The sequence below is a fragment of the Paenibacillus thalictri genome, from assembly GCF_004307995.1.
Taxonomy (GTDB): domain Bacteria; phylum Bacillota; class Bacilli; order Paenibacillales; family NBRC-103111; genus Paenibacillus_AF; species Paenibacillus_AF thalictri.
This window is the reverse complement of sequence record NZ_SIRE01000043.1, coordinates 1-24,876: the sequence shown is the minus strand read 5'-3', so window position 1 is coordinate 24,876 and position 24,876 is coordinate 1. Positions and strand designations below refer to the sequence as shown.

The window sequence follows — 24,876 nt, the reverse complement described above, 5'->3', positions numbered from 1 at the left end:
GAAACGTTAAAGGTTAAGCGCTTACCTGTTGGCGGTGCAATACAATTTGGATAACAACAAGAGAGGGACATGCATGCAAGTAAACCGTTTTACATTCAAGCGGGTCGTATTAACAGCGGCCATGATGATGGCGATGATTTGTGCGTATTTCGTCAGTACGGCTCCGGTGTCGGCGAGGCAGCCCACATTTACTGAGCAAATTAATCACGCACAATATGAAGAAATTATGACGCTGCTGCTCAATTCCGAATCTCAAGGGTTTGTACTGAGGAATTATTCTAACTGGGTGAGATTGGATCAGGAAGATATTGCGATGGAAATCTACAACAATAAGCCTGCTGTTGACGGTTATGCGGATATGGCTGCCGTACAAGCGGCGTTTGATTTGGAGTATGACGACCGTTTGCCGGTTGCGCTAGCGAATGCGGCAGCCGATGCCGTATCGATGAAGGCCGCGCTTCAAGCCGCATCGTCGAGCTTGACGCTCAGTTATTACAATTCGTTGACGATGGAACAGCAGGACGACATCGCCGGGTATTTAGCTGCCAATAAAGGAATATTCGGTGACGCCTTCTTGGATATATATGAGCTGCAGGACAACTTGGATGTTCAGGTTGCCCAAGCTGTGCTGGCGCCTCAGTTTGCCGTGGGCGATTCGGCCTCCTCGGTTACGAACAACATTGTGCTGCCAACTACTGGCCTGAACGGCGTCAGTATTACGTGGTCTTCCGACGATCCATCCACAATTGCTGTCGACGGAACGGTTACAAGACCGGTATCTCCGGATCCGGATGTAACTATTGTGCTTACGGCCGACCTATCCCAGTCTGGACCGGACTCAATAGTTCCGGCGTCATCGACCCGCACTTTTACGGTTACTGTGAAACAGCGAATGACGGATGCGCAAATTGTTGCTTCCGACTTGTCCGGCCTGCAGATTGAATATGCTTCTGGTAACTCTGCGTCCTCCGTCACGCAGTCCATATATTTACCGGTCAAAGGCACACTTGGAGCGGACATCTCTTGGAGCGCTGTTTCATCTTATTTGCAGATATCGGGAACTTCTTCGGGCGGTAAGCTGACCGGCCAAGTGACAAGACCTTCTGATCTGCAAGGTGATCAGTCTGTAGTGGTAACTGCTGAAGCGACAAAAGGAAGCGCTGACGATACAAAGACATTTACGATAACCATTAAGGCTGAAGTGCTGTCCCCGGTTGTAACGGCTGTGAACAATGCATGCGCGGCGAATCGGCTTGACCTTGTTGTCGATGCGCTCAAGAGCGGTGCATTGCAGATCGGCGCTTATGCCACTTGGGCACAAGCGGACCAGACGGCCGTTGCGCAATACATCTGCGCGCATATGCCGCCAAGCCCGGGTTATGCCGCTTTGGCTGATTTGCAAGCAATTTTCTCGCAAAGTTATGCCGACCAAACAGCAGTGGCCGAGTTCGATCTGGCGGTAGATGCGGCTGGGGTAAAGACTGCGCTTGCGAGTGGCAACCTCGCTCTGACGTTAGGTTATTATACCGGCTGGGGAGAAAACGAAAAACTCACGGCTGCCGGGCAAATGGTAATTAACCGTCCGCCTGCCGGCTACGGCAGTTTGTCCGCCATTCAGACTGCACTCGATAACACCGTGCAGCAGCTTCGCGTACCTATTGCTAAAACGGCGCTCACCATCGGGTATGCCGGTACAGATTCTGCAGCTGCGGTTACGCAAAATGTCAGCTTGCCGATATCGGGGTTAAACGGTACGACCATATCGTGGAGTTCTGACGCTCCGAATCTAGTTTCCACGAACGGTACGGTGAATCCTCCTTCATATACGGAGGGTGACCGAAATGTTACACTTACGGCGACGATAGCGATACCGTCGACGAATATTAGCGATACCGCGTCGTTTACGCTTACGCTGAAGGCACTGCAGATGACCGATGCCGAGGCGGTGCAACTGGCAAAGAACAGGATTGAAATCGGCTACGCTCAAAACGATTCGGTTTCCTCCGTTACCCGCAGCCTGACGTTGTCGGTAACCGACGCAACATACGGCGCTTCGATAATATGGTCGTCTTCCATGCCGGCTTACGTCACTGTTGACGGAACCGTCACGCGGCCGACAATGCAGCAGGGCGGTCAAAGCGTTCTGCTTACGGCGAACGTGCAGAAGAACGGCGCTTCCGATTCGAGGGCGTTCACGATATATTTGCCGGCTTTAGCACCGGTGTCGGCTCCCGTTGTCACGGCCCCGGCATCTCTAACGAACAACCCGCGTCTACCGATCAGCGGCACATCTTTGCCGAGCGGAACAATCACTGTATATGTTGACGGGGTGAGTGCCGGTACGGCAATTTCCAACGCTGCCGGGCAATGGACGTTCCTTCCGACAATAGATTGGGCGGAAGGCGGCCGCCTTGTCAAAGCTACTTTTATCAGTGCGGACGGTACTAGCGGATATTCAAACGAAGTGTCCTTTACCGTCGATGTCACGCCGCCAACGCCAGCGGTATTGAGCGTACCGGCAGCTAACGCGAGCAGCGCGTCTGCGACTCCGGTATTTCAGGGCAGCTCCCAGGCGTCGGTTACGGTCAGCGTCTATGTAGACCAACAACGAGTCGGCTCGACAACGGCCGATGCGGCAGGCAACTGGACCTTTTCTCTTGGATCGGCACTAAGCGAAGGCATACATAACTGGTACGCGGTCACATCAGACAAAGCCGGCAACGTCGGACAACCTTCAGCGTCCCGCGCTTATACGGTTACGGTGAACAGGGAGCCGGATTCCAACGCGGCACTCGGCGCACTGCAATTGTCCGTGGGGACCCTAAGCCCGGCCTTCAGCGCGGCAGTGACCGAATATGAAGCTTTTGTCGTCTATGGTGTGCACAATTTGTCCGTAACGGCTGCCGCTTATGCATCAAGTTCTTCTATATTTATTAACGGCCAATTGCTTACCGGAAGTCAGACAAATTCCGATGTCGAGCTAAAAATAGGCGACAATCCGATCACCGTAATGGTAGTCGCCGAAGATGGCGTAACGAACCGCCAATATACGGTGCATGTGCGCCGCAATTCCGGGTCGTCAAGTTCGCAAGTTCCAGCCGCAAATGCGGCGAACAACTCGCCAGATGGCCAGAACGAAACTAGCACTGAAGGAAAGAAGTCTGCTGACACACATGAGAAGACTGCCGGTTTTGCAATTGTCGTTAACGGCAAGCAACAGGAGCAGATCGCCGAAGCAACCGTAACAAGTAATGATGGTAAAACCATTGTGACGGCTACAATCGACGCAGCTAAGCTGGAATCCCAGTTGTCTCAAGAAGCGGCGAAACCGACGATCGTCATTCCGGTATCGATACAAGCCGAGCAAGTGAGGGCCGTGTTGACCGGCGACATCGTGAAATCGCTGGAAAACAAAGACGCTGTGCTTGAAATTCAAGCACCAGCGGGTAGTTATAAGCTTCCAGCTTCATTGATGGCTATAGATAAGCTGGCTGCGGCAATCGGCAAAGATCAGCCGCTCTCGAGCATCCAGGTCCAGCTGCAAATTTCCAGGACTTCGGAGACAAAGGCGGCGCAGTTGCAAAAGCAGGCCTTCGACAATCGGTATACGGTCATCATTCCGCCTGTCGATTTCACCTTAACGGCATCCTTTAATGGCAAAACGATCGAAGTGGAAACGTTCAACGCCTATGTAGAGCGTGAATTGACGATACCGGATGGCATCGATCCGTCTACCATTACGACGGCGGTTGTCTTGAACCCGGATGGAACCGTCCGGCACGTTCCAACGTTCGTAACGTATAAGAACGGTAAATATGTCGCTGTCATTAACAGCTTGACCAACAGTACGTATTCATTGATCAACCGTAACGTTTCTTTTGGCGACATTGAAGGACATTGGTCTCAGGCGGCCGTCGAAAATATGGCATTACGTATGATTTTAGACGGGAAAAGGCCAAGCGCGTTCAAACCGGACGACGCAGTCACAAGATCCGAATTTGCGGCTATTGTTGTCAGAGCCCTTGGCTTGCCGGAGAACGGGAGTGCAAACGGGTGGAACGATGTGAAGCCGGGCGACTGGTTTAACGGTGCGGTCGGCCAAGCTCAGCGGTACGGCTTGATCGGCGGCTACGAGGATGCAACGTTCCGTCCGGGAGGCATCGTGACGCGGCAGGAAGCTTTCGTTATAATGGCGCGGGCAATGAAACTGGCCGGTATCGAGGAACAAGACGGCAAAACCGCAAAAGCGATGCTTGCCCGTTTTGCCGATTGTGAGAATCTTGCACCGTGGGCGGAGCAAGCTGCCGCAGCCGCTGTAAGCGCTGGGCTTGTTCAAGGCTCCGCACAGGAGCTGCGACCGCAAATTAACATGACGCGTGCGGAGACGGCCGCGCTTATCGAAAGATTTTTGGTGAAGGCGAAGCTGATCCAAGAACGCAAATAACAGCCTTATTGATAATCGCCGTAAAGGCGCGTTCAGAGGCTGAACGCTGCAGGGACATTCAGACATGGATGTCCCTCTTTCGGTGAGGGGCCGTTTGATCGGCACGTAATTCCCGTCTGCCCATATGCCGGCTTTCCCCTCCAAAATGATCCGACTCTCATGATCCTTTAAAAGTAGCTCTTACAGTGTAGTTTTGTAGCATATGAAAGCGCATACTTGAGTAGTATTCTTTTATCAGAACGGCGTTTTGTACCACTTCTGTTTGTTTCAATACACCGTTTCATAGGAGGCCTGAATCAAGCATGAAAATCAAAGATGTGGAAACGTACATTGTCGGCAACAGCTGGAAAAATTGGCTGTTTGTTATATTGCGCACCGACGATGGACTATACGGGATCGGCGAAGGAACGTTAAACGGTTTCGCTAAAACCGTGGAGGCGGCGATTCACGAGCTGAAGCATTTGTATATCGGCATGAGCGTGTTTGACGTAGAGACCGTTTCGCTGAAAATGATCCGCGACGTTTATTCCGACGGCGGGCAAATTCAAGGTTCCGCTTTGGCCGCAATTGAGACGGCATGCTGGGATATCATCGGCAAAATAACGGGCCAGCCGCTGTATAAGCTGCTTGGCGGCAGATGCCACGAGAAGCTGCGTTGTTACGCGAACGGCTGGTATCGGGGCCCGCGGACGGCTGAAAACTTTTATGAAAAAGCAAAGGACGTCGCCGCCAGAGGGTATACGGCGCTTAAATTCGATCCGTTCGGATCGGCCTGGCGTACCGTAGAACCGGACGATTTCCGGTTGTCGCTGGATATTATCGCTGCTGTGCGGGATGCGATCGGACCGGATGTAGATATTCTCATCGAAGGGCATAACCGGTTCAGCGTACATACGGCGCTGCAGTTTGCCGAGGCGATGGCGCCGTACAAGCCGGCATGGTTTGAGGCCCCGGTGCCGCCGCAAAACATTTCCTCGCTGGTCGAAGTGGCCCGGCGCAGCCCGGTTCCGATCGCCTGCGGCGAGGATTTCTACTGCCGCGAGCAGTTTGCCGAGCTGTTAAAGGCGAATGCCGTTCATATCATTCAGCTGGAGCCGCAATTTTTGGGCATATCCGCATCTAAGCAAATTTGCGGCATGGTGCATGCCCATAATGGAGTAACCGCGCCGCACAGCGCGCAGGGGCCGGTCTGCTCGGTCGTGTGCGCTCATCTGAATATGGCTACGCCAAATTTTTACATGCACGAAATCTTCGACGAGTTCAACGAGCCTTGGGAGGAGCATATTTTAACGCCGCCGCTGAGGGTGAATTACGGTTATATCGAACTGTCCGACCGGCCGGGGCTTGGCGTCGACATCAATTTGGAGGAAGTGCATAAGCACCCGTACCATCCGGGCAACTGGCTGCCGTTATTCCGTCAAGGCTGGGAGAAACGCGAGCAGAATCATTGAATAACCAAAGGAGCGTGTCATTCGGAATGAGTCTGGAGATGTTCAAGCTTGACGGAAAAGTGGCGCTGATTACGGGCGGTGCTCAGGGGCTCGGTCTAGTCATGGCGGAAGCGCTGGCCGGGGCGGGTGCCCGTATTGCATTGACGAGCCGCGATCGCGGGAAGGCGGCGGAAGCCGCTCAATCCATCACGGACGCCACAGGCGTAAGCGCTATAGGAATAACAGCAGATGTAACGGATACCCCGCAAGTGAACGACATGGTTCAAAAGGTGATCGATGAATTCGGGCGCATCGATATTTTGATCAACAACGCCGGCATTAACATACGAAAGCCGATTGAGCAATTTGCAGACGAAGATTGGGACGCGGTTCAGAACACCAACCTGAAAGCGCCCTTTTTGTGCTCGAGAGCGGTTGCCAAACAAATGAAGCAGCAGCGGTACGGGCGTGTCATCAACTTGTCCTCGATGCTTGGCAGCGTGGCGCTGCCGGAGCGAAGCGCGTATTGTTCAAGCAAAGGCGGTCTCCTGCAACTGACCAAGGTGCTTGCGCTCGAATGGGCTCCGTACAACATCACGGTGAATGCGCTTTGTCCGGGACCGATGGCGACGCCGTTAAATACGGTCGTTATGAACAATCCCGAGGTTAACAAGACGTTTGTGGACAATATCCCGTTGGGCCGATGGGGAAATCCGGAGGAAATTAGAGGAGCGGTCATTTTTATGGCGTCGGACGCTTCGAGTTTTATGACCGGATCGTCTATTGTAATCGACGGAGGCTGGACGGCAAGGTAATCATCGTACCATTTCCGGAAAGGGTGACGGAAGATGAAGGTAGGTTTATGCGTATACGGCACGACGTTTATGATGGGCATTCATCCCAAATCGGGCAGACCGCGGATTACTGCAAGCCAATTGATGGAACAGGCCGTTCAAGCAGGACTGGAAGGCGTGGAAATGCCCCCCGCGCTGCTGGAAGGGGAAGACCTGCGTTCCGTTACCGAATATGCCGCCCGGCATGGGCTCTACATCTCGATCGCATCGGGCGGTTACGATCCCGAGAAGCTGGAAGCGGCGATGGAAACCGCTGCCCGGGTAGGCGCGCGGACGATCCGAACCGTAGTGGGCGGAGCCGATTTCGGCGGCGACCGCAGGCGGATGGCGGGGCGGTGGCAGTCTTTTATGCAGGATGTGCTGAAGGGGCTTGCTGCGGGTACCAAAGCCGCGGAGAAACTTGGCGTTCATTTGGCGTTGGAAAACCACCAGGATGTCGCTTCGGAGGAGCTGCTTTGGTTGTGCGAGCAGATCGGGTCGCCGCATTTCGGGGTTGTTCTTGATACAGGCAATCCGCTGGCCACGGCGGAAGAACCGATAGATTTCGCGAGACGCATACTTCCCCATTTAAAACATGTTCATTTGAAGGATTACTGGATTTACTTGACGGAGGAGGGGTACCGTCTTGTCCGCTGTCCGATCGGTCAAGGCGTAATCGATTTTCCCGCGCTGCTTGGCATGTTCGCCGAATCATGTCCGGACATGACGATGTCCATCGAGGTCGGAGCATTGGAAGCTCGCCATACGCGGGTGCTGGCCGCCGATTTCTGGCCGGAGTATCCGGCGCGTACGTCGTCCCAACTGGCGGAAACGCTGCGTTTTGTATATGCCCATGCCAAAGCTCCGGCGGAATGGCGGACGCCATATGAGAAAAACGAACCGGAAAGCAGTATCGTCGCTTACGAGACGAACCAGCTTTTGTCCAGCATCGCCTATATGCAAGGACTTGTCCGTCAGCAGCGGGCGGCAGATAACCTGAAGGGAGCGGTTTAAATGTTGATCGACTTGCGCGGGAAAGTGGCGATTGTAACGGGGGCAGGACGCGGCATCGGCCGGGAAATTGCCCTGACGTTGGCCTCGGAGGGCGTACGCACGATCGTTACCGATATTAATGAGGATCATCTGCTCGATTTAAAAGCCGAATTTGAGCAGAAAGGATACGAAGGGGCGCAGTACGTTTGCGACGTGACCAACTTTGCGCGCATTCAGGAGGTTGTCCAGGACATTTCCCACACGTTTGGCCAGATCGATATTTTGGTCAATAACGCGGGTGTGGCGGCAGGCGGCACCGTCGATTCGCTGCGCGAAGAAATTTGGGACCTGAATCTGGACGTCAATCTCAAAGGAACTTATTTGATGTGCAAAGCCGTCATTCCGGTGATGAAACGGCAGCGTGCCGGGCGGATCATCAATGCCGCATCGTTTGCGGCGATTGTCCCCAGTTACGGCGGCGCGGCGTACGCCTCATCCAAGGCGGGGGTACGGCAGTTTACGCGAGTGCTCGCAGGTGAACTCGGGCCGTGGAACATTACCGTTAACTGTTATGCGCCGGGGATGATTCCGACCGATATGAATCATTTTGCCGAGAAACCTGACAATGAACAGGAACGGCTGCTGGATACGCTGACGTTGCGGAAATGGGGAACCAAAGACGACGTCGCTTATTTAATCTGCTTCCTTGCTTCAGACTTTGCAGGGTACATTACGGGTACGACCATCGATGTGAGCGGAGGCAAGCTGGCTACGCAAATTCCGAAAGTCGCTTATGAAAAAGCGGATTTGGAGGTGGGCGAGAGTGAGTAGCGCAGTGTCCGAATTCCACAATCGAACCGTTATTGTCACGGGAGGGGGCAAAGGGATTGGGGCCGGCATCGTTAGACAGTTCGCGCAGAAAGGCGCCCGGATTGCGATTGCCGACAAAGACCCCGGATCCACGGAGTTTGCCAGCCGGCTCCGGCAGGACGGTATCGACGCCCGCTCGTATGTATGCGACGTGTCGATCGGTTCGGAGGTAGAACGGGCGGTTCAGGAGATCGCCCGTGATTTCGGACGGATCGACGTGCTGGTCAACAACGCGGGCATATTCCCGCGCGGCGACTTGTTCAGTACGGACGAAGCGCTGTGGGAGCGGGTTATGGGCATTAACTTAAAGGGCGTATTTCTGATGTGCAAAGCGGTTGTTCCTCATATGGCCCAGGATTCCGAGGCCAGCGGGTCGATTGTTAACATCGGTTCTTTGCATTCCTCCAAAGGCGAAGACGTAACGCTGGCTTATGCGGTGTCCAAGGGCGGGCTGATCACCTTTACCCGAAATTTGGCGCATGCTTTGGCACCGCGCCGAATCAGAGTGAACTGCGTGCATCCGGGCTGGGTGGCGTCCGAAGGCGAGGTGGCTCGATGGGAGGCGAACGGCAGCGACATCGAGAGAATTCAGCAGTCCGCCAAATCGATGCCGCTCGGGAGAATGCAGACGGGGGACGACATCGGCCAAGCAGCGGTCTTTTTGTCATCCGATCAAGCCGGTCAAATTACCGGGCAAATGCTGGCGGTGGACGGCGGCCTTAGCATCAGGCGGCCTATTTAGTCTGGAAGTAAGGCGCGGTCATGCGCTTATATATGGAAAAGGAGGGGATTAGATTGCCGAAAATTGCGTTTATCGGTGCGGGCAGTCTTGTTTTTACGAAAAATTTGGTGCGTGATTTGCTGACGTTTCCGGCGTTTCAAGGTTGTACGATCGCTTTGATGGATATCAACGAGGAACGGCTTGGTTTTGCCAAAAAAATGGTGGAAAACATCGCCGAAGCCGGCGGATATCAGGTGAATATAGAGGCCACGACCGAGCGGGCCGCAGCGCTGAAAGGGGCTGACGGAGTGCTCTGCACGATTTTGGCCGGCGATCTGCCGATTTGGCGGACAGACTTGGAAATTCCGAAGCAATACGGGGTGGACATCAATATTGGCGATACCCGCGGACCGGCAGGTATTTTCCGCTATTTGCGGACGGTGCCTGCGATGATGGAGATATGCCGAGATATCGAGCGGTATTGCCCTGACGCCATCTTCCTGAATTACACAAATCCGATGGCGATGTTGTGCCGGACGATGCAGGGCGAATCGGGCATCCAGGTCACCGGCTTGTGTCACAGCGTCCAAGGGACGGCGGCGATGCTGGCCCGCTGGATCGGCGCGCCGACGGAGGAGATTACGTATACTTGTGCGGGCATTAACCACCAAGCGTTTTATCTCGAATACAAATGGAACGGAAAAGACGCCTACCCGCTGATCCGCGATGCGGTAACGAACCGGCAGGAAGTTTACAATGAAGAAATTGTGCGCAACGAAATGTTCCTGCATCTGGACTATTACGTGACCGAGTCGAGCGGACATAACTCGGAATATAACGCCTGGTTCCGCAAGCGGCCGGAGTTAATTGAGAAATACTGCCTGCCGGGTACAGGCTGGAATCCGGGCGAATACGCGCTGACGATCAAAAGCGCCGAGAAGCGGCGGGCAAACTGGAACGAACAAATGATCACGTGGAGAGACAGCCCGATCGATTTGAAAAGAGGGAACGAATACGCCTCTTACATTTTTAATGCGGTGTTTGGCGATCAGACGTTGTTTGAGTTTAACGGCAACGTCCGCAACTTCGGCTTGATCGACAACTTGCCGGAAGGGGCATGCGTGGAGGTGCCCGTACTGGCTTCCCGTAAAGGATTAAGCCCGATCCATGTTGGGCCGCTGCCGGATCAGCTGGCCGTGCTGGTGAACACTAGCGCACGATGTGAAGAGCTGGCGGTGGAAGGAGCGCTTACCGGCGATCCGCGCAAAATTTTCCACGCAATCTGCTTTGATCCGCTCACCTCGGCTGTGCTGAGTCTGGCGGAGATCAAAGAAATGGTCGACAAGATGTTTGAGGTCAACAAAGACTGGCTGCCGCAGTTTAAGCATTTGACGTAAGCTGAGGGATTGCGGTAGCTTAGGGGCGGTTCGCCTTATGGATGCCAGGACGAACGCTTGGGATTCGCGGGGGCGACCGACCGCCGTGCGGCGCGTAACGTGTGCTAAGGAATCGCCGGGGGTTTAACCGCCCATCGCGCAGCGCCCGCCATACGCATGCTAGGGATTCGCGCACGTTGGAAAATTTTACGTGATGTTGGAGACGGCGCTCCGTAAAGCTGCATGATCCGCACATTAGGGTGAAAATCGCGCTGTGGCTGGACCTTGCGATCCGCCTGTGCATATACTGACCTGAGGGCAAATACCCAGATGCCGAAGGGATGAAAACCACATGTATATGTATAGAGCCGTTACGCCGGGTCCGGGGCAGGCTGCTTATCCGGGAGCGCTTGAGCAGAAGGCAAGAAGTTTGATCGGCAGGCCGGTCGGCGTGTCGCTGAAAAACGGCCAAGGCGTGTCGGGCGTTTTGTGCAGCGTGGAGTCGGGGCAAATTTTCATGATGCAGTATTTGTATCACACGCAGTTTGCCACATTTCATTATGCGTTCCAAGATATCGCCGACATTTTGCCGTTTCCGGCCTGTCAATATGGACCGCTGTATTAGCAAGCTGCCGGAATAACATAAGTAGTCGGTAAAACGGCAAAGCGGCGGAAGCCATGTTGACGCATGGGATCTAGGCCAACCGCCGTCCGCCGTCATGCCGTGGAACGCCGCGCGCTGACCGTGTTTACCGGAATTTTTTTGACAGACCGCAAAGTAAGTTACCTCGTCTTGAGGAACTTACCTTGCGGTCACTACTTTTCCTGGGGAAGGTAAGAGGCATATAATAAACTTAGCAGTTAACCTTACATATCGAAAGGTTGGGAAAGCGCATGGAATACCGGTCTCTGGGGAAAACGGGCTTGAAGGTGCCTGAGGTCAGCTTGGGCTGTATGGCCTTTGGCAGATGGATTGAAAAAGAGCAATCGTTTCGGGTTATGGATGCGGCGCTGGATGCGGGCATGAATTTGTTCGATACCGCCGATGTGTACGGACGCGGTATGGATAACGGCAACCCGCTGCAATCGGGGGAGTCGGAAGCCATCGTTGGCGAATGGCTGAAGGACAAGCGGGACCGCGTGATCGTAGCGACCAAGGTCCACGGCAAAGTCGGCGCTGGGGTGAACGACAGCGGTCAAAGCCGCTATCATGTGATGCGTGCGGTCGACAATTCGCTGCGCCGGCTGCAGACCGACTACATCGACTTGTATCAAGTGCACCGTTTTGACGAACAGACGCCGCTGGAGGAATCGCTCGAAGCGCTGAGCGACCTGGTCCGCCAGGGTAAAGTAAGGTATATCGGCTGCTCCAATTATGCCGCTTGGCAGATTGCCAAAGCCCACGGCATCAGCGCTTTGAACAGGCTGCACCGCTATGAGAGCGTACAGCCGCAATACAGTATTTTGGCCAGAGAGATCGAAAATGAGCTGCTGCCGTTCTGCGCAAGCGAGAAAGTCGGCGTGATCGTTTACAGTCCGCTCGGCCGTGGGCTGCTGACCGGCAAGTACCGTCAGGGCGAACGTCCGCCTGAAGGAACACGCGGCGCCGCCGGAGAAAAGCGGCTGCAGGTGCTGATGCAGGAGGAAGGCACTTACGACATCGTGGGCGCTCTTCAGCCGCTGGCCGACGAGCGGGGCTGGACACTGGCGCAGTTTGCGCTTGCTTGGGTGCTGAGCAATCCGGTCATCACTTCGGCGATCCTCGGCGTATCCCGCCCCGAGCAAATCAGCGATGCGCTGAAAGCTTTGCCGAACCGGCTGACTCCGGAGGAATTGCAAGCGGTCGACCGCATCAGCGGGGGACGGAAATAACCGCAAGGTTTTGTATATTGGCATAGAAAGGCCGACTGCCCGCTTCATGTGTAAGGGGAGTCGGCTTCTTTTTTGTGGCGAGGGGCGAGATTAGATAAGGTAAAGATAGTGCCATAGATACGTGAAAGAGAGAAATTCCCCTTGATTTGGCCAGTTAGTTGAGCTTTTTTTTAAATCCTACATGACTCTGGGTACTGTATCCTGCTGACTCATAGAACTTTACAGCGTCAGTTCTATTTCTCTCCGTTACAAAGATCACCTGGGAGCATTCCCTTAAAATGGCGATTTTCTCAAGCTCGGATATCAATGCTTTTCCTACTCCTTTGCTCCTATGATTATTATCAACAATCATATTCTCAAGAACTAAAAAAGGCTTGCAATCCCCGTACAGCTCCGCACATATTACCCCCATGACCGATCCAATGAGTTCGTTATTTTCAACCGCACATAGGAAAATGTATGATTCGTTTTCATGAAGCTTATTGAACTGCTTTTTCATGATTTCAATGGAAGATTCCTCGCCCCAAAATTGTCTGTACAGCCGCTCAAGTTGGGGAATGTCATCTTCAATCAGTTCTCTTATGATCATTTATTTTTCCTCCTTCACACTGCACAGGCTTCGCTTCGGGAGCCTTAAATAGTATTTTGGACTGTTACTTTACCGTGCCAAACCTACGTTCAAATGCCCATATGCATCTGCTATCCTTTGAGTGATCCAGCTCGTAAATCATCGTTACTCCTCCAAACTTCTGCGATACAAGCGGGAGGGGCGGTGGCCCGCGTTTTCAGTGTAATGGTCGGTTTCCGTGACGAGGTCGGCTGTTTTACGCCGGAATGCGGCTTTCAGCAGCTCTTTATCCAATATCACCTCGTAAACCTGCTGCAGCTCCGTTAGTGTAAACAGCTTTGGCATCAAGTGCAGCGCAATATCGGTATAGTTCACTTTGCCCCGCAAACGCTCGATGGCGCAGGCGATCATCTTGGCATGATCAAAAGCGAGGCCATTGTTGGACACAATGCCGTAAGATGTTCCTGTTGAAGTTAACGTTGCCGTCACCGTCCGTTCGACTATGGCGGACAACTCCCCGTGCTCGGAGCTCAACGTGAGCTCATATTGCAGTGTCTTGATATATCCGTCCTCAATCAGCTCCTTCTGCTCCCGCAGCAGCCGGTAGCGGACCTTAAACCAAGCGGCGTGCGCCGCGTCGTCTCCCGCTTTCACTTGCACTTCGCTGCTGTTGATCAGCGCCATATGGCAGCAGCTCATCACCCAAGTGCGGGGATCGCGGCCTATATCGCTGAACGTGTACAACTGCTCTAAATACACGCGATCGACGCCGGTTTCCTCCCGCAGCTCTCGTGCCGCGGCCTGCTCCGTTGTTTCGTTAGGCCGGACGAAGCCGCCCGGCAGCGCCCATTTGCCCAGAAAGGGATGCCCCCCGCGGTGAATGAGCAAAATCCTCAGCTCTTTTTCCGGGAGCTTGCGGTAGTTGTCCTCGGCCGCCTCCGTGACGGTGAAGATAACCATATCCGCCGCGACGGAGGGGCGTTCGTAATCGTCCGCCCTATACTGCTCCAGAAACTCGCGTTCCGTAAGGCCGCTGGGATCTTTTAAAGCCTCCGTATTTTTCATATCCGTCATAGCCGTCGCATTCTCCGTATCCTTTATATTTTCGTAAACGTCATAACCGTTGTATCCGCTATCCGCGTCACCTTTCAGTTATGTTGATGACGTTCCCCGTAATAATTGCTGTACAGCTCGAATTGGGTCAATGCCTCATCGACTTTGCGCATTCGTTCCTCCAGGCTGCCCCTCAGCGTAATATAAGGAATTCGGCGCTCCTTCAAGTCCGCAATAATTTGCTTATGGAAAACATGCCGTTTCTGGTCACCGCTGCGGTCCCACGTGTCGTCATAAGGGATATCGTCGTCGCACAGAAAAAACAAGTCGTACCGCTGCGCGTTTTCCAGCGCCAATCGAGTCAGCCGTTCAGGGGCCTTGCCGTGGTAGTCCAGGGCGTACATGTACGTGGTGATCGCATTGGTGTCGACAAAGAGGTACTTATTTGCGTCCGGCAAAACCTGTTCCTCCCGCTCGATATGTCCGAGGGCGATCTCGTCGAACGCTTCCAGGCCAATTCGGCGGTCTACTTGATGTTCGGTCCAATAATCCCGGCCGTACTCGCTGGCGAAGGTTGTCTGGTACCGCCGTGCCAAAGCTTCGGTAATGGTCGATTTGCCGGTTGACATCGCTCCGACAAATACGACTTTTGCGATGAGATCGCGATACACGATATCGCTGATGTATTCTCTGTACCGGTAAGGATCGGAACGGATCATCGTCGCCGAGATCGGAACCAGCTTGCGATCCTCATCCACCCGCCGGTCCACCGCCCCTAAAGCGATGCTCATATGTTCGCCGTAAAACTCGCTGGAATAAAAATGAGTCACTTTTTCACCATTCAGCAAACCGAGAATATATTGCTCTTCCCGAATTTTATGCTCCCGGTCGTTGGAGTAGCCGTCCGGGCCGTCCCATGCTTCAATCACTCTGACCGACGGGTACAACTTGCGGATCCAATTGGCCCGAATATGAAGCGGAACCATGATCACGGGCGTGTCATAGATGACGACGATCAGCTCGTCAACTTCGTTCAAAGCGGTGTCAAACATAAATTGGTGTCCTTTATGCAGCGGGGCGAATTTGCCCAATGTTAGCCCTAACGTTTTCATTGCCTAACCTCCCTGGCCCCTTTGTTCCAGATATAATAACCGTATATCGCGTTGATCAGGTATGCGCTCCACATCACGATCATCAGCACGCCGTCCGGGCTTCCGTCCAGCAGCCGAATAATCCATAGCAGCACCGTAAACATATTCAGCACAATATACAGCAGCCACTGTTCTTTGAATCTTTTCACCATCAAAAAGGTGGCCATAACCGATAATACGGTCGTAATGGCATCAATATAAGGCGAGTTTTGCGATGGGATAAACGATAACGCGAATCCAAGCAGCAGGCTCCCCAACACGCAAACAGCCGCAACAAGCAATAAATTTTTTAAATTCATCTGCTTCATAACGAGTTCGCCACCGCTGAGGCGATGCCGCTTCCACATCATGTAGCCGATCACATTCATCGGAACAAAGAAAAGCAAATTCAGCGCAAGCTCCCCGAACAATCCGTTCACATAAGCCAAATAAGCGTAGCCAAGCGTATTGTACATGCCAAACACATAAGTCAGCAGATTGCCTTTGGCCGCGAGCACTACACATAATACTCCGGTAAGAAAGACGGTGAATCCGAATAACGTATCTTTCATGATGACGGTAAGCACAATGGCGATCCCGGAGAACAGACCTAACCAAGCGATTTCGTACAAGCTCCAGCGGCCTAAATAATTTCCCATCCGAATCCCCTCCTTAATTGAAAAGCGCATAAGCGCGGATAAACACTTTCTGTAACGCAAAAGCATGAATGTAACTCCCTCATAAGAAAAACTACGGCTAAGGCAACGAATGTACTTCATTACAAGGGTCTCGATTAAGGCGTAAACGCACCTCATCGAGAGGGCTTCGACTAAGTCGCGGTTGTACTTCATCGAAAGGACTTCGATCAGAAGTGTTTCATCGTATCGTTCAAGGAACTTATTTCTTATTTGATATTAACAATTTGATAATATCAAAATAACAGAATTACGCCCCGAGATCAACTGTTTTTTTCCTGTATTCTCCACATGCGGCGCCCGAATGAACCTTCACACCATCTTCACAGCGCATCTTTTATAATAAATGTGATCTCATATGTAAAGGACAAAGGAGACCATGTATGGCGCGAATCCTGATGAACCACATATACAAACGGTACGGCAAAGACAAACAACCTGTCGTGAACGATTTCCATCTGGAAATCAAAGATAAGGAATTTCTTGTATTCGTAGGGCCGTCCGGCTGCGGCAAATCGACGACGCTGAGGATGATCGCAGGGCTTGAGGACATTTCCGAGGGAGAAATCTACATCGGTGACGTGCTGGTCAACGAACTGCCGCCGAAGGACCGGGATATAGCCATGGTATTTCAAAACTATGCGTTGTATCCGAACATGTCGGTGTACGAGAACATTGCCTTTGGGCTCAGGCTGCGCAAGCTGCCAAAACACGATATCGACTTAGCTGTAAAAAAGGCGGCGCGCGTGCTGGAAATCGAGCCATACTTGAGCCGCAAGCCACGCGAGCTTTCCGGCGGACAACGCCAGCGGGTGGCGCTGGGGCGGGCGATCGTGCGCAATCCGCAGGTGTTTTTGATGGATGAGCCGTTATCCAACTTGGACGCCAAGCTGCGGGTGCAGATGCGCACGGAAATTATCCGGCTGCACAAAACGCTGGGCGTGACGATGGTGTATGTGACGCACGACCAGATCGAAGCGATGACGATGGGCGACCGGATCGTTGTCATGAAAGACGGCGTGATCCAGCAGGTGGATACGCCGGAGATGATCTACACGAGTCCGAGCAATACGTTTGTGGCCAGCTTTATCGGCTCACCGCCGATGAATTTTATCCAAGGACGTATTTTAGAGCCGGTTCCCGGTAAATTGGAGTTCCACACCTCGCGTTTTGTTCTCGACATTCCCGAAGATAAAAAACGGACGCTGCTTCATCACAAGCAGCTAAACAAGACGGTCACCCTCGGCATACGGCCGGAGAATATCGCTTTGGATGAAAGCGGTCTCCGTGCCCGTTCACAGGCCGTTCTGACTGGAACGCATAAAATCAGCGAGCTGATGGGGGCGGACAGGTATTTGCATCTGGACATCGGTCAGGATAAGCTGCTAGTCGTGCGGGTTCATCCATACTGCCGGGTGGACGAAGACGACAAGGTGCAGATAGCCGTCGACATGTCGAAGGCGCTGTTTTTCCATCCCGATTCAGGCGAACGTTTTGCCGATTAATCTGATTATAAGATAAGGAGAGAATACATTTGCGGCACCCGAACATGAGGTTGAAAAAACGCCGCCTCGCTTGCAGTTTGCTGCTCGCCGCACTTACGGCTTCGACGTTTGGCGGTGTTTGGCCCGGCAGCTTAGCTGAGGCCGGGGAATCGGCAGCGGCTTCCAGTAAGCCGGGGCAAGCGGCGACTGCGGCAGTAAATCCGCTAGTAGCTTCGACGGCAACGGCAGCAGCGACCACAGCGGCAACGGCAGCAGCGCCGGGAGCAACGACTGCAGCGGCACCGGCTGGAAGCCAAGCGGGCGGCGCCACGGCAAGCGCGGAGCCATATTACGCGGACGCCGCTAAATTGTGGGCGGACCGCGGCGCCAAGCCCGCAGCGGCCCCCATCGTGATCGATGCCGCACAATTCGCCGCTAAATCGGCCGGAGCCAAGACGGCGGTTGCCCCTTTTGAAGGAAAAAGCAGCGTGCTGCTGTGGGAGCCGGGCAAGGACAATTGGATCGAATATCGGGTTACCGCGCCAAGCGACGGGTTGTATGAAATACACGCCGGCTACCGGCCGTTCTCCGGATCCGGCTACCGCAAGCCGATCACCTGGGATGTGCGGCTTGACGGCAAGCATCCGTTCCGGGAAGCCGCAGCGGTCATGCTGTACAGGCAGTGGAAAGATGCCGCTCCGGTCAAGCAGGATGCGGACGGCAACGACATTCGCCCCAAATCGCTGGACATCAGCGATTGGACGGTGAAACCGCTGATTGATTCGGGCGGGGCTTACAGCGAGCCGCTGCAATGGTTTGTCGCGGCGGGCAGCCATACGCTGCGTATCGAGTCGGACGAACCCGTGGCGCTGGAGTCGATCCGCCTAGTTCCGGCCTCCCCGCCGCAACGATACGCGGAAGCGGTCAAGCCATATCCCGCGCAGACTGCTGCACCGTCCGCAGCTGTTCAGACGATCCAAGCGGAAAACATCAAAGCGAAAAACGATTCGGCGATCCAAGTTGCATCCGATACCGATCCCCGGACCGTGCCGCTCGCCAAGGGCAAAATCACGTTTAATTCGATCGGCGGCGCCAAATGGCAAAACCAGAACCAGGAGCTTGCCTGGAGCTTTAGCGTTCCGGAAAGCGGGATGTACCGCATCGGGATGCGATCGCTGCAAAATGTGATTTCGCAAAAAGCGTCGTTTCGAAAAATTATGTTCGATGGCAAGGTTCCATTCCAAGAGCTGCTTGAGTACCGTTTCCCTTACGCCGCAGGGTGGCAGGGAACGATATTAGGAGACGACGGCGGCAAGCCGTATGACATTTATTTGGAAAAAGGCGAGCATACGTTTTCCATGGCGGTGACGCATCATCCGTTTAAGCCGGTGCTGCTTGGCATTGAAGAGGCGCTTGGCCGGCTGCGGGACATCGATCATGATCTGAAGGCGCTGACCGGCGGCACCAACGACAAAAACCGTACCTGGAACAGTCAGCGCGATTATCCCGATCTGCCGGGCCGGCTGAAGGAAGCCGCTGAATTGATGTCCGCCGCAGCCAAGCAGATGACGGCCGTCAACGGGCGCACCGACAATGTGAGCCAAAGCCTCGCCACCTCCGTGAAAGATATCGGCGGGCTGCTCGCCAAGGTCGACGATATTCCGTATCATGCCGATCAGGTTGCCGCTATTCAGGAGAAAATCAGCGGATTTCTGCAAATATTAGTGCAGCAGCCGCTGCAGCTGGACGAAATTTACATCGTACCCGCAGGGCAAGGCTTTCCCGAGATGGAGGCGTCCTTCTGGGCGCAAATCGTCGGTTCGGTTCAAAATTTCTTCTATTCCTTCGATTCCAAAAGCAAGCTCAGCGAGCTGGAAGACAACGTGCTTAACGTCTGGGCGTACCGGGGGCGCGACTACGTCAACCTGATGCAGGAGCTGGCGGACGAAATGTTTACGCCGGACACCGGCATCCGCGTCAAAGTCAACCTGCTGCCGAACACGCAGCTGCTTTTGCTGGCCGGCGCCGCAGGCGTGCAGCCGGATATCGCGCTTGGATTAGGCCAAGATTTGCCGGTCGATTACGCGATTCGCGGCAGCGTGGCCGATTTGTCGCAATTTCCGGATTTTGATCAAATATACAAAAGATACAGCCCGGGTTCGTGGCTTGCTTTCTATTACGATAAAGGCTATTACGCACTGCCGGAAACGCAGTCCTTCCAAGTGCTCTATTACCGCAAAGATGTGATGAACCGGCTGGGCCTGCGCATTCCCGAAACATGGGACGAGGTGTACGGGCTGCTGCCCAACCTGCAGCAAAACTACATGAACTTTTATGTTTCTCCGAAAGAGTATTTGATGTATTTCTACCAGAACCAAGCCGAGTTTTTCCGGCCGGACGGAATGAAATCCGCGATGGATACGCCGCAAGCGTTCCAGTCGTTTAAGATGTGGACCGACCTGTTCAACATTTACGCGATGGAAAAAGAAGTTCCGAGTTTCTTCCAGCATTTCCGCGACGGCTCGATGCCGATCGGCATCGCCGATTACAACATGTACGTGCAGCTGTCCTCGGCAGCGCCGGAGCTGAACGGCGCCTGGGGAATCGCGCCGCTGCCCGGCGTTAGACAATCTAACGGGGAGATCGCGCGTTGGGCCGGAGGAGGCCAAAGCGCGGGCGTTATTTTTAACAAGTCGCACAAAAAAGAGCAGGCATGGGCGTTTATGAAGTGGTGGTTGTCCGCCGACATGCAGGAGCGCTACGGCTCCGATCTGGAGGCGTTTTATGGCACCGCGTTCCGCTGGAATACGGCCAATATCGAGGCGTTTGCCAAGCTGCCGTGGAAACGCGAGGATGCCAACGTCATTTTGAACCAATGGAAATGGTATAAGGAAGTGCCTAACCTGCCGGGCAGCTACTTTATAAGCCGGGAGCTGACGAATGCCTGGAACCGCACGGCGGTGGACGGCATGAACTACCGCAGCTCTTTGGAGACGGCGGTTATGGACATTGAACGCGAGCTGCGCCGCAAGCAGCAGGAGTTCGGATTTGTGGACGAAAACGGCAAGCCGCTGAAAACGATGGATTTGCCGGTTGTCAGCGAACCGTGGAAGGGAGTGGACAGCTATGTTAAATAATGCGGCGAGGATGGATACGGCGGCAGCGGCCAAAACCAGCCGCCTCCGGCTGGGCGCTCCAGGCAACCTGTCGCGTTTGCTGCGGGACATATGGCGCTTTCGGACATCGTATTTGTTCATCGCCCCGTTTATGATCTGTTTTATATTGTTTATTCTCGTCCCGGTTTGCGCTGCGATTGTGCTGAGTTTTACGTATTTCAACGCCATTGAGCCTCCGCGATTTATCGGCTGGAAAAACTTTCAGTACCTCATTTCGCAGGACCTGCTGTTTCTGAAATACGCTTTGCCCAATACGTTCAAATTTGCCGTTATCGTTGGGCCGGGCGGTTATGTCGCGGCGTTTGTGCTGGCTTGGCTGATCTGCCAATTACCCGGCAAGCTGCGCAAGTGGCTCGCTTTGGCGATGTATACGCCGTCGCTGACCATGGGCATCGCGATGTCGATCGTCTGGTTGCCGATGCTGTCGGGGGACCGGATCGGCTACTTGAACAGCGTGCTGCTGGGCATGGGCATTATCGACCAACCGATCTTATGGGTGACGGACAAGGCGTATTTGATGAATTCGATGATCGCCGTATCGCTATGGTCCAGCATGGGCGTCGGGTTTCTGGCGATGCTGGCCGGCATTCTCGGCGTCAACCCCGAACTGTACGAGGCCGGGCGGATTGACGGGATGAGCAGCCGGCTGCAGGAAATATGGTATGTGACGATTCCGTCCATGAAACCGCAAATGCTGTTTGGCGCGGTGATGGCGATCGTATCCACCTTTAAGGCGGGAGCGATCGGCGTCGAGCTGTCGGGCACAAACCCGACGCCGCAATATGCGGGTCATCTGATCATCAACCACATCGATGATTACGGTTTTGTCCGCTTCGAGATGGGATATGCGGCGGCGGTGTCGGTGTTTTTGCTGGTGCTGATGTATATGTCCAACCGGCTGTGCTGGGGATTGTTCGGCTCCGGCGACGATGCCGGCGGCGGTTCCTCCACTAACAAGAAAAGCGCTGAAGGAGAATAGCCGATGAGAAAAATAAGCAGGTTAAACCGGCTGGACGGCTTTCAAAAGCTGCTCACCTTGCTGCTGATTGCCATCAGCGTGTTTATGCTTCTGCCGCTTGTTTATATATTTAATCATTCGCTGAAGCCGTATCATGAGCTGTTTGTGTATCCGCCGAACTTTTTCGTGCGAGAACCGTCGTTTCAAAACTTTGTCGAGTTATTCCTGGTAGCCAAATCGTCGGCCGTGCCGATCACCCGGTATTTGTTCAACAGTGTCGTGATTTCCGGCCTTGCGGTTGTACTTGTTACCATGGTGAGTGCGCTTTGCGCGTACCCGATCTCGAAACATCAATTTCCGGGGCATAAGATCGTTTTTTCGACGATCATTTTGACGCTGATGTTTGCTCCCGAAGCGGTACAAATGCCGCGTTATTTGGTCGTCAGCCACCTGGGTATCATGAACACGTATTTCGGGCATATATTGCCGCTGCTGGCGATGCCGGTCGGCGTGTTTCTGATGAAGCAGTTTATCGACCAACTGCCTGGGGAACTGATTGAAGCGGCGAAAATCGACGGAGCGGGCGAATGGCTCATTTTCACCCGGATCGTTATGCCGGTTATTATGCCGGCGGTGGCCACCGTGGCGATACTGACGTTTCAGCACTCGTGGGGGAACGTGGAGACGTCCGCTTATTTTATGCAGGATGACGAGATGAAAAACTTCCCGTATTTCTTGTCCACGCTGACCAATAATTTGGCGAACAGCGTTGCCAGGCAAGGAGCGGCGGCAGCGGCGGCGGTCGTGATGTTTGTGCCCAACCTGCTTGTTTTCCTGTTTTTCCAAAGCAAAGTCATCGAAACGATGGCTCATTCGGGGATCAAATGACGGAGGGAAGGAGGAAAACGATGTTTGCAGGTACTATCAAAGGGGCTGTAAGGCGCTGGCTTATCGTGCTGCTGGCGGCGGTTGCGGGCAGTGCGGTTGTGCCGTTTGGAGCGGAGGCCGCCGTGCCGTACAGCACGAATTACAAAGACGCCTACGAACGTCTGACCTGGACGCAATCGGCGTATTATCCCGTAGAAGCGCTGGGCAAAGACATTTACATAGCGGACCCGAAGGATCCGTCCAAATCGGTATATTCACCGCTTGTCAAACCAAAGGACATTTTTGTCGACGACCGGGATCAAATGTATGTGGCCGACACCGGAAACAACCGGATTGTGCTGTTTAACGAAAAAGGCCGCTTTGTCAAAATCATCGATGTCAAAGAAAGTCCCTTGAACAAGCCGGAAGGCGTGTTTGTCTCGCCAAACGGCGACATTTATGCTGCGGATACCGGCAACAAGCGGGTCGTTAAGCTGGATGCAAACGGGAAGCTGCTGAAGGAATACAAGCGCCCGGATTCGACATATTTACCCGAATCGTTTAAATACGATCCGATCAAGCTGGTGACGGACAAACGCGGCTTCTTGTACATCGCCACGCTTGGCGGTTATCAGGGGCTGCTGCAGCTTGACCCGGACGGCAAATTTATCGGTTTTTTCGGGGCCAATAAAACGGCGTTTTCGGTGATGGATTCGTTTAAAAGGCTGATCTACACGCGGGAAATGTATATGCGCGAAATGAGCAAGCTGCCGGGTTCGGCCGTAAGCGTCGATATCGACGACAGCGGATTTATTTACACGGTAACCAAAGACGTTGAGCGGGGTCAGATCAAAAAGCTCAATATCGCCGGCAAAGACATGTTGTCCGCCAAAAGCGATTTTTCCACTGTCGACGGGCAAAAAAGCTACGGCGAATTCCGCTTTCCGTCGCGTGATAAGCTCAAGCCGCAGCTGAGCGACATCACCGTGGATCAGGACGGCAACGTGACGGCGATCGATGCCTCGATGAAATATATGAATCAGTACGATGCTTCCGGCAATTTGCTGTTTTTCTGGTCGGGGGAATCAAGCGCGGCTTCATCCCGGCTCGGCGTGATAAAAACGCCGTCGGCGATAACAAGCAATTCGCACAGCGAACTGCTTGTGCTTGACGAGGATCAGGGGCTGATCCAACTGCTGCGCTTGTCCGAGTTCGGGGCCATTGTGCATAAGGCGAACAAGCTGACCCAGGAGGGCAAATACGAGGAAAGCGAAGCGTACTGGCGGGAGGCGTACCGGCTTAACGCTTATTACGCGCCGGCGCTGCTGGGCCTTGCCAAGGCCGCTTACAAGAAAGGCGATTATGCCGAAGCGCAGAAGCTGTTTTTGGATGCGGGCAATCAGGCCGGTTACTCGGATGCTTATTGGCAGCTGCGGCTGATCTGGTTCCAGAAGCATTTTGGCACATTGATGAATTTGCTGATCGGCGTAGCCCTGCTTGTTATCGTATGGAAAAAGCTGCTGGCAAGGCGGCTGCGGCCGGGCAGGGGAAAGGAACGGAACATACCGCCCAAATACCGCATGCTGGAACAAATCAAACATGTGTTGGTGCTGATCAAACATCCGCTGGACGGCTTTATCGCGATCCGTTACGAAGGAAAAGGCGGGTTCTGGAGCAGCCTGCTGCTGCTTGTGCTGGCGACGGTATCGTTTGGCGTGATGCAGGCGTTTACGAGTTTTGTGTTTAATCCGGGAGCGGTGCTGGAGGTCAACATCGTATCGGAAATTGTCAAATTTCTGCTGTTATGGTGCGGCTGGGTTGTCTCCAACTATTTGATCAGCGCGATTTACCGGGGCGAAGGGCGCCTGCGCGATGTGGCCTACAGCGGCGCTTATGCGATGTTTCCGTTTATTGTGATCGGGCTGCCGCTGACGCTTATTTCCAATGTGATGACGCTTAGCGAAGATGCGATATTCGGTTTTCTGAAAACGGGCATGTACGTGTGGATCGCTTTGCTTGTGTTCTGGAAGGTGCAGGCGATGCAAAACTACAGCATCCGGGAGACGGCCGCCAATATCGCGATGTCGTTGCTGACGATGATGATGCTGGGGGCGCTGATTTTTATTACGTTTGGCCTCAGCAGCGAGATGAAAGATTTCTTCTATTCCGTCTATCAGGAGGTGATCGTCCGATGAAAAGTTCCAACGCACGCGAATCGGCAGTGAGCGCCGAGGCGGAGCAAGGCGGTGCGCAGCGTACGGGCCGCCGCCTGCGGCCGCGCGCGAAAAAGCTGGCGGCGCTGCTGGCGGCCGCCGCTTTGCTGGCCGGCGGCGCGGCGGCGTGGAGCGGCGGCAGCGTCACCCGCGCGGCCGAGCAGCCGCCTGCGGCGAAGCCCGCGCCCGCGGG

Annotated in this window: 19 protein-coding genes; 15 read left to right on the top strand and 4 right to left on the bottom strand. The window is 54.0% G+C overall.

Annotated elements, in window-relative coordinates:
- Positions 1-73: 73 nt before the first annotated feature.
- The 9 genes from EYB31_RS37605 (at position 74) to EYB31_RS37565 (ending at position 12,539) form a co-directional block, all read left to right on the top strand.
- Positions 74-4,444, top strand: coding sequence for an immunoglobulin-like domain-containing protein (locus EYB31_RS37605; protein WP_131018749.1), 4,371 nt, complete (start codon positions 74-76; stop codon positions 4,442-4,444).
- A gap of 302 nt (positions 4,445-4,746) precedes the next feature.
- A complete protein-coding gene (locus EYB31_RS37600; protein WP_131018747.1) occupies positions 4,747-5,895 on the top strand; it encodes a mandelate racemase/muconate lactonizing enzyme family protein in 1,149 nt (382 codons plus the stop codon).
- 26 nt (positions 5,896-5,921) lie between these two features.
- A complete protein-coding gene (locus EYB31_RS37595; protein WP_131018745.1) occupies positions 5,922-6,689 on the top strand; it encodes an SDR family NAD(P)-dependent oxidoreductase in 768 nt (255 codons plus the stop codon).
- A gap of 33 nt (positions 6,690-6,722) precedes the next feature.
- Positions 6,723-7,721, top strand: a complete 999-nt coding sequence (locus EYB31_RS37590; protein WP_131018743.1) for a sugar phosphate isomerase/epimerase family protein — start codon at positions 6,723-6,725, stop codon at positions 7,719-7,721.
- On the top strand, positions 7,722-8,531 hold the full coding sequence (locus EYB31_RS37585; RefSeq protein WP_131018741.1) for an SDR family NAD(P)-dependent oxidoreductase: 810 nt from the start codon (positions 7,722-7,724) through the stop codon (positions 8,529-8,531).
- Entirely contained in the window at positions 8,524-9,312 is a 789-nt protein-coding gene (locus EYB31_RS37580) for an SDR family NAD(P)-dependent oxidoreductase (RefSeq protein WP_165452816.1), read from the top strand. Before EYB31_RS37585 ends, EYB31_RS37580 begins: the two co-directional genes overlap by 8 nt.
- 53 nt (positions 9,313-9,365) lie before the next feature.
- Positions 9,366-10,688 (top strand): alpha-galactosidase, encoded by a 1,323-nt coding sequence (melA, locus tag EYB31_RS37575; protein WP_170318310.1) that lies wholly within the window; start codon positions 9,366-9,368, stop codon positions 10,686-10,688.
- A 337-nt stretch (positions 10,689-11,025) separates the two neighbouring features.
- A complete protein-coding gene (locus EYB31_RS37570) occupies positions 11,026-11,292 on the top strand; it encodes a hypothetical protein (RefSeq protein WP_131018781.1) in 267 nt (88 codons plus the stop codon).
- 269 nt (positions 11,293-11,561) lie between these two features.
- On the top strand, positions 11,562-12,539 hold the full coding sequence (locus EYB31_RS37565) for an aldo/keto reductase (RefSeq protein WP_131018735.1): 978 nt from the start codon (positions 11,562-11,564) through the stop codon (positions 12,537-12,539).
- Positions 12,540-12,693: 154 nt separating this feature from the next.
- Here the strand turns inward: EYB31_RS37565 and EYB31_RS37560 are convergent, their stop codons facing one another.
- The 4 genes from EYB31_RS37560 to pnuC form a co-directional block, all read right to left on the bottom strand.
- The gene (locus EYB31_RS37560) at positions 12,694-13,128 is read right to left on the bottom strand and encodes a GNAT family N-acetyltransferase (protein ID WP_131018733.1); all 435 of its coding nucleotides are present in this window, start codon (positions 13,126-13,128) and stop codon (positions 12,694-12,696) included.
- A gap of 144 nt (positions 13,129-13,272) precedes the next feature.
- Entirely contained in the window at positions 13,273-14,181 is a 909-nt protein-coding gene (locus EYB31_RS37555; protein WP_240763198.1) for an NUDIX hydrolase, read from the bottom strand.
- A gap of 74 nt (positions 14,182-14,255) precedes the next feature.
- Positions 14,256-15,272 carry an AAA family ATPase gene (locus EYB31_RS37550; RefSeq protein ID WP_131018731.1) on the bottom strand — a complete coding sequence of 339 codons (1,017 nt, stop codon included), beginning with the start codon at positions 15,270-15,272 and terminating at the stop codon, positions 14,256-14,258.
- On the bottom strand, positions 15,269-15,949 hold the full coding sequence (gene pnuC, locus EYB31_RS37545; protein ID WP_131018729.1) for a nicotinamide riboside transporter PnuC: 681 nt from the start codon (positions 15,947-15,949) through the stop codon (positions 15,269-15,271). The genes EYB31_RS37550 and pnuC overlap by 4 nt, the downstream gene beginning before the upstream one ends.
- A gap of 419 nt (positions 15,950-16,368) precedes the next feature.
- Between pnuC and EYB31_RS37540 the strand changes: the two genes are divergently transcribed.
- The 6 genes from EYB31_RS37540 to EYB31_RS37515 form a co-directional block, all read left to right on the top strand.
- The gene (locus tag EYB31_RS37540) at positions 16,369-17,490 is read left to right on the top strand and encodes an ABC transporter ATP-binding protein (protein ID WP_131018727.1); all 1,122 of its coding nucleotides are present in this window, start codon (positions 16,369-16,371) and stop codon (positions 17,488-17,490) included.
- Positions 17,491-17,534: 44 nt separating this feature from the next.
- On the top strand, positions 17,535-20,606 hold the full coding sequence (locus tag EYB31_RS37535) for an extracellular solute-binding protein (protein ID WP_131018725.1): 3,072 nt from the start codon (positions 17,535-17,537) through the stop codon (positions 20,604-20,606).
- Entirely contained in the window at positions 20,596-21,624 is a 1,029-nt protein-coding gene (locus EYB31_RS37530) for a carbohydrate ABC transporter permease (RefSeq protein ID WP_131018723.1), read from the top strand. The genes EYB31_RS37535 and EYB31_RS37530 overlap by 11 nt, the downstream gene beginning before the upstream one ends.
- 3 nt (positions 21,625-21,627) lie before the next feature.
- Positions 21,628-22,491 (top strand): carbohydrate ABC transporter permease, encoded by an 864-nt coding sequence (locus tag EYB31_RS37525; protein ID WP_131018721.1) that lies wholly within the window; start codon positions 21,628-21,630, stop codon positions 22,489-22,491.
- Between the two features lie 20 nt (positions 22,492-22,511).
- Positions 22,512-24,665, top strand: a complete 2,154-nt coding sequence (locus EYB31_RS37520; RefSeq protein ID WP_131018719.1) for an SMP-30/gluconolactonase/LRE family protein — start codon at positions 22,512-22,514, stop codon at positions 24,663-24,665.
- Positions 24,662-24,876 (top strand): hypothetical protein (locus EYB31_RS37515; protein WP_206105535.1); only part of this gene is annotated, 215 nt, incomplete at its 3' end. The genes EYB31_RS37520 and EYB31_RS37515, both read left to right, overlap by 4 nt.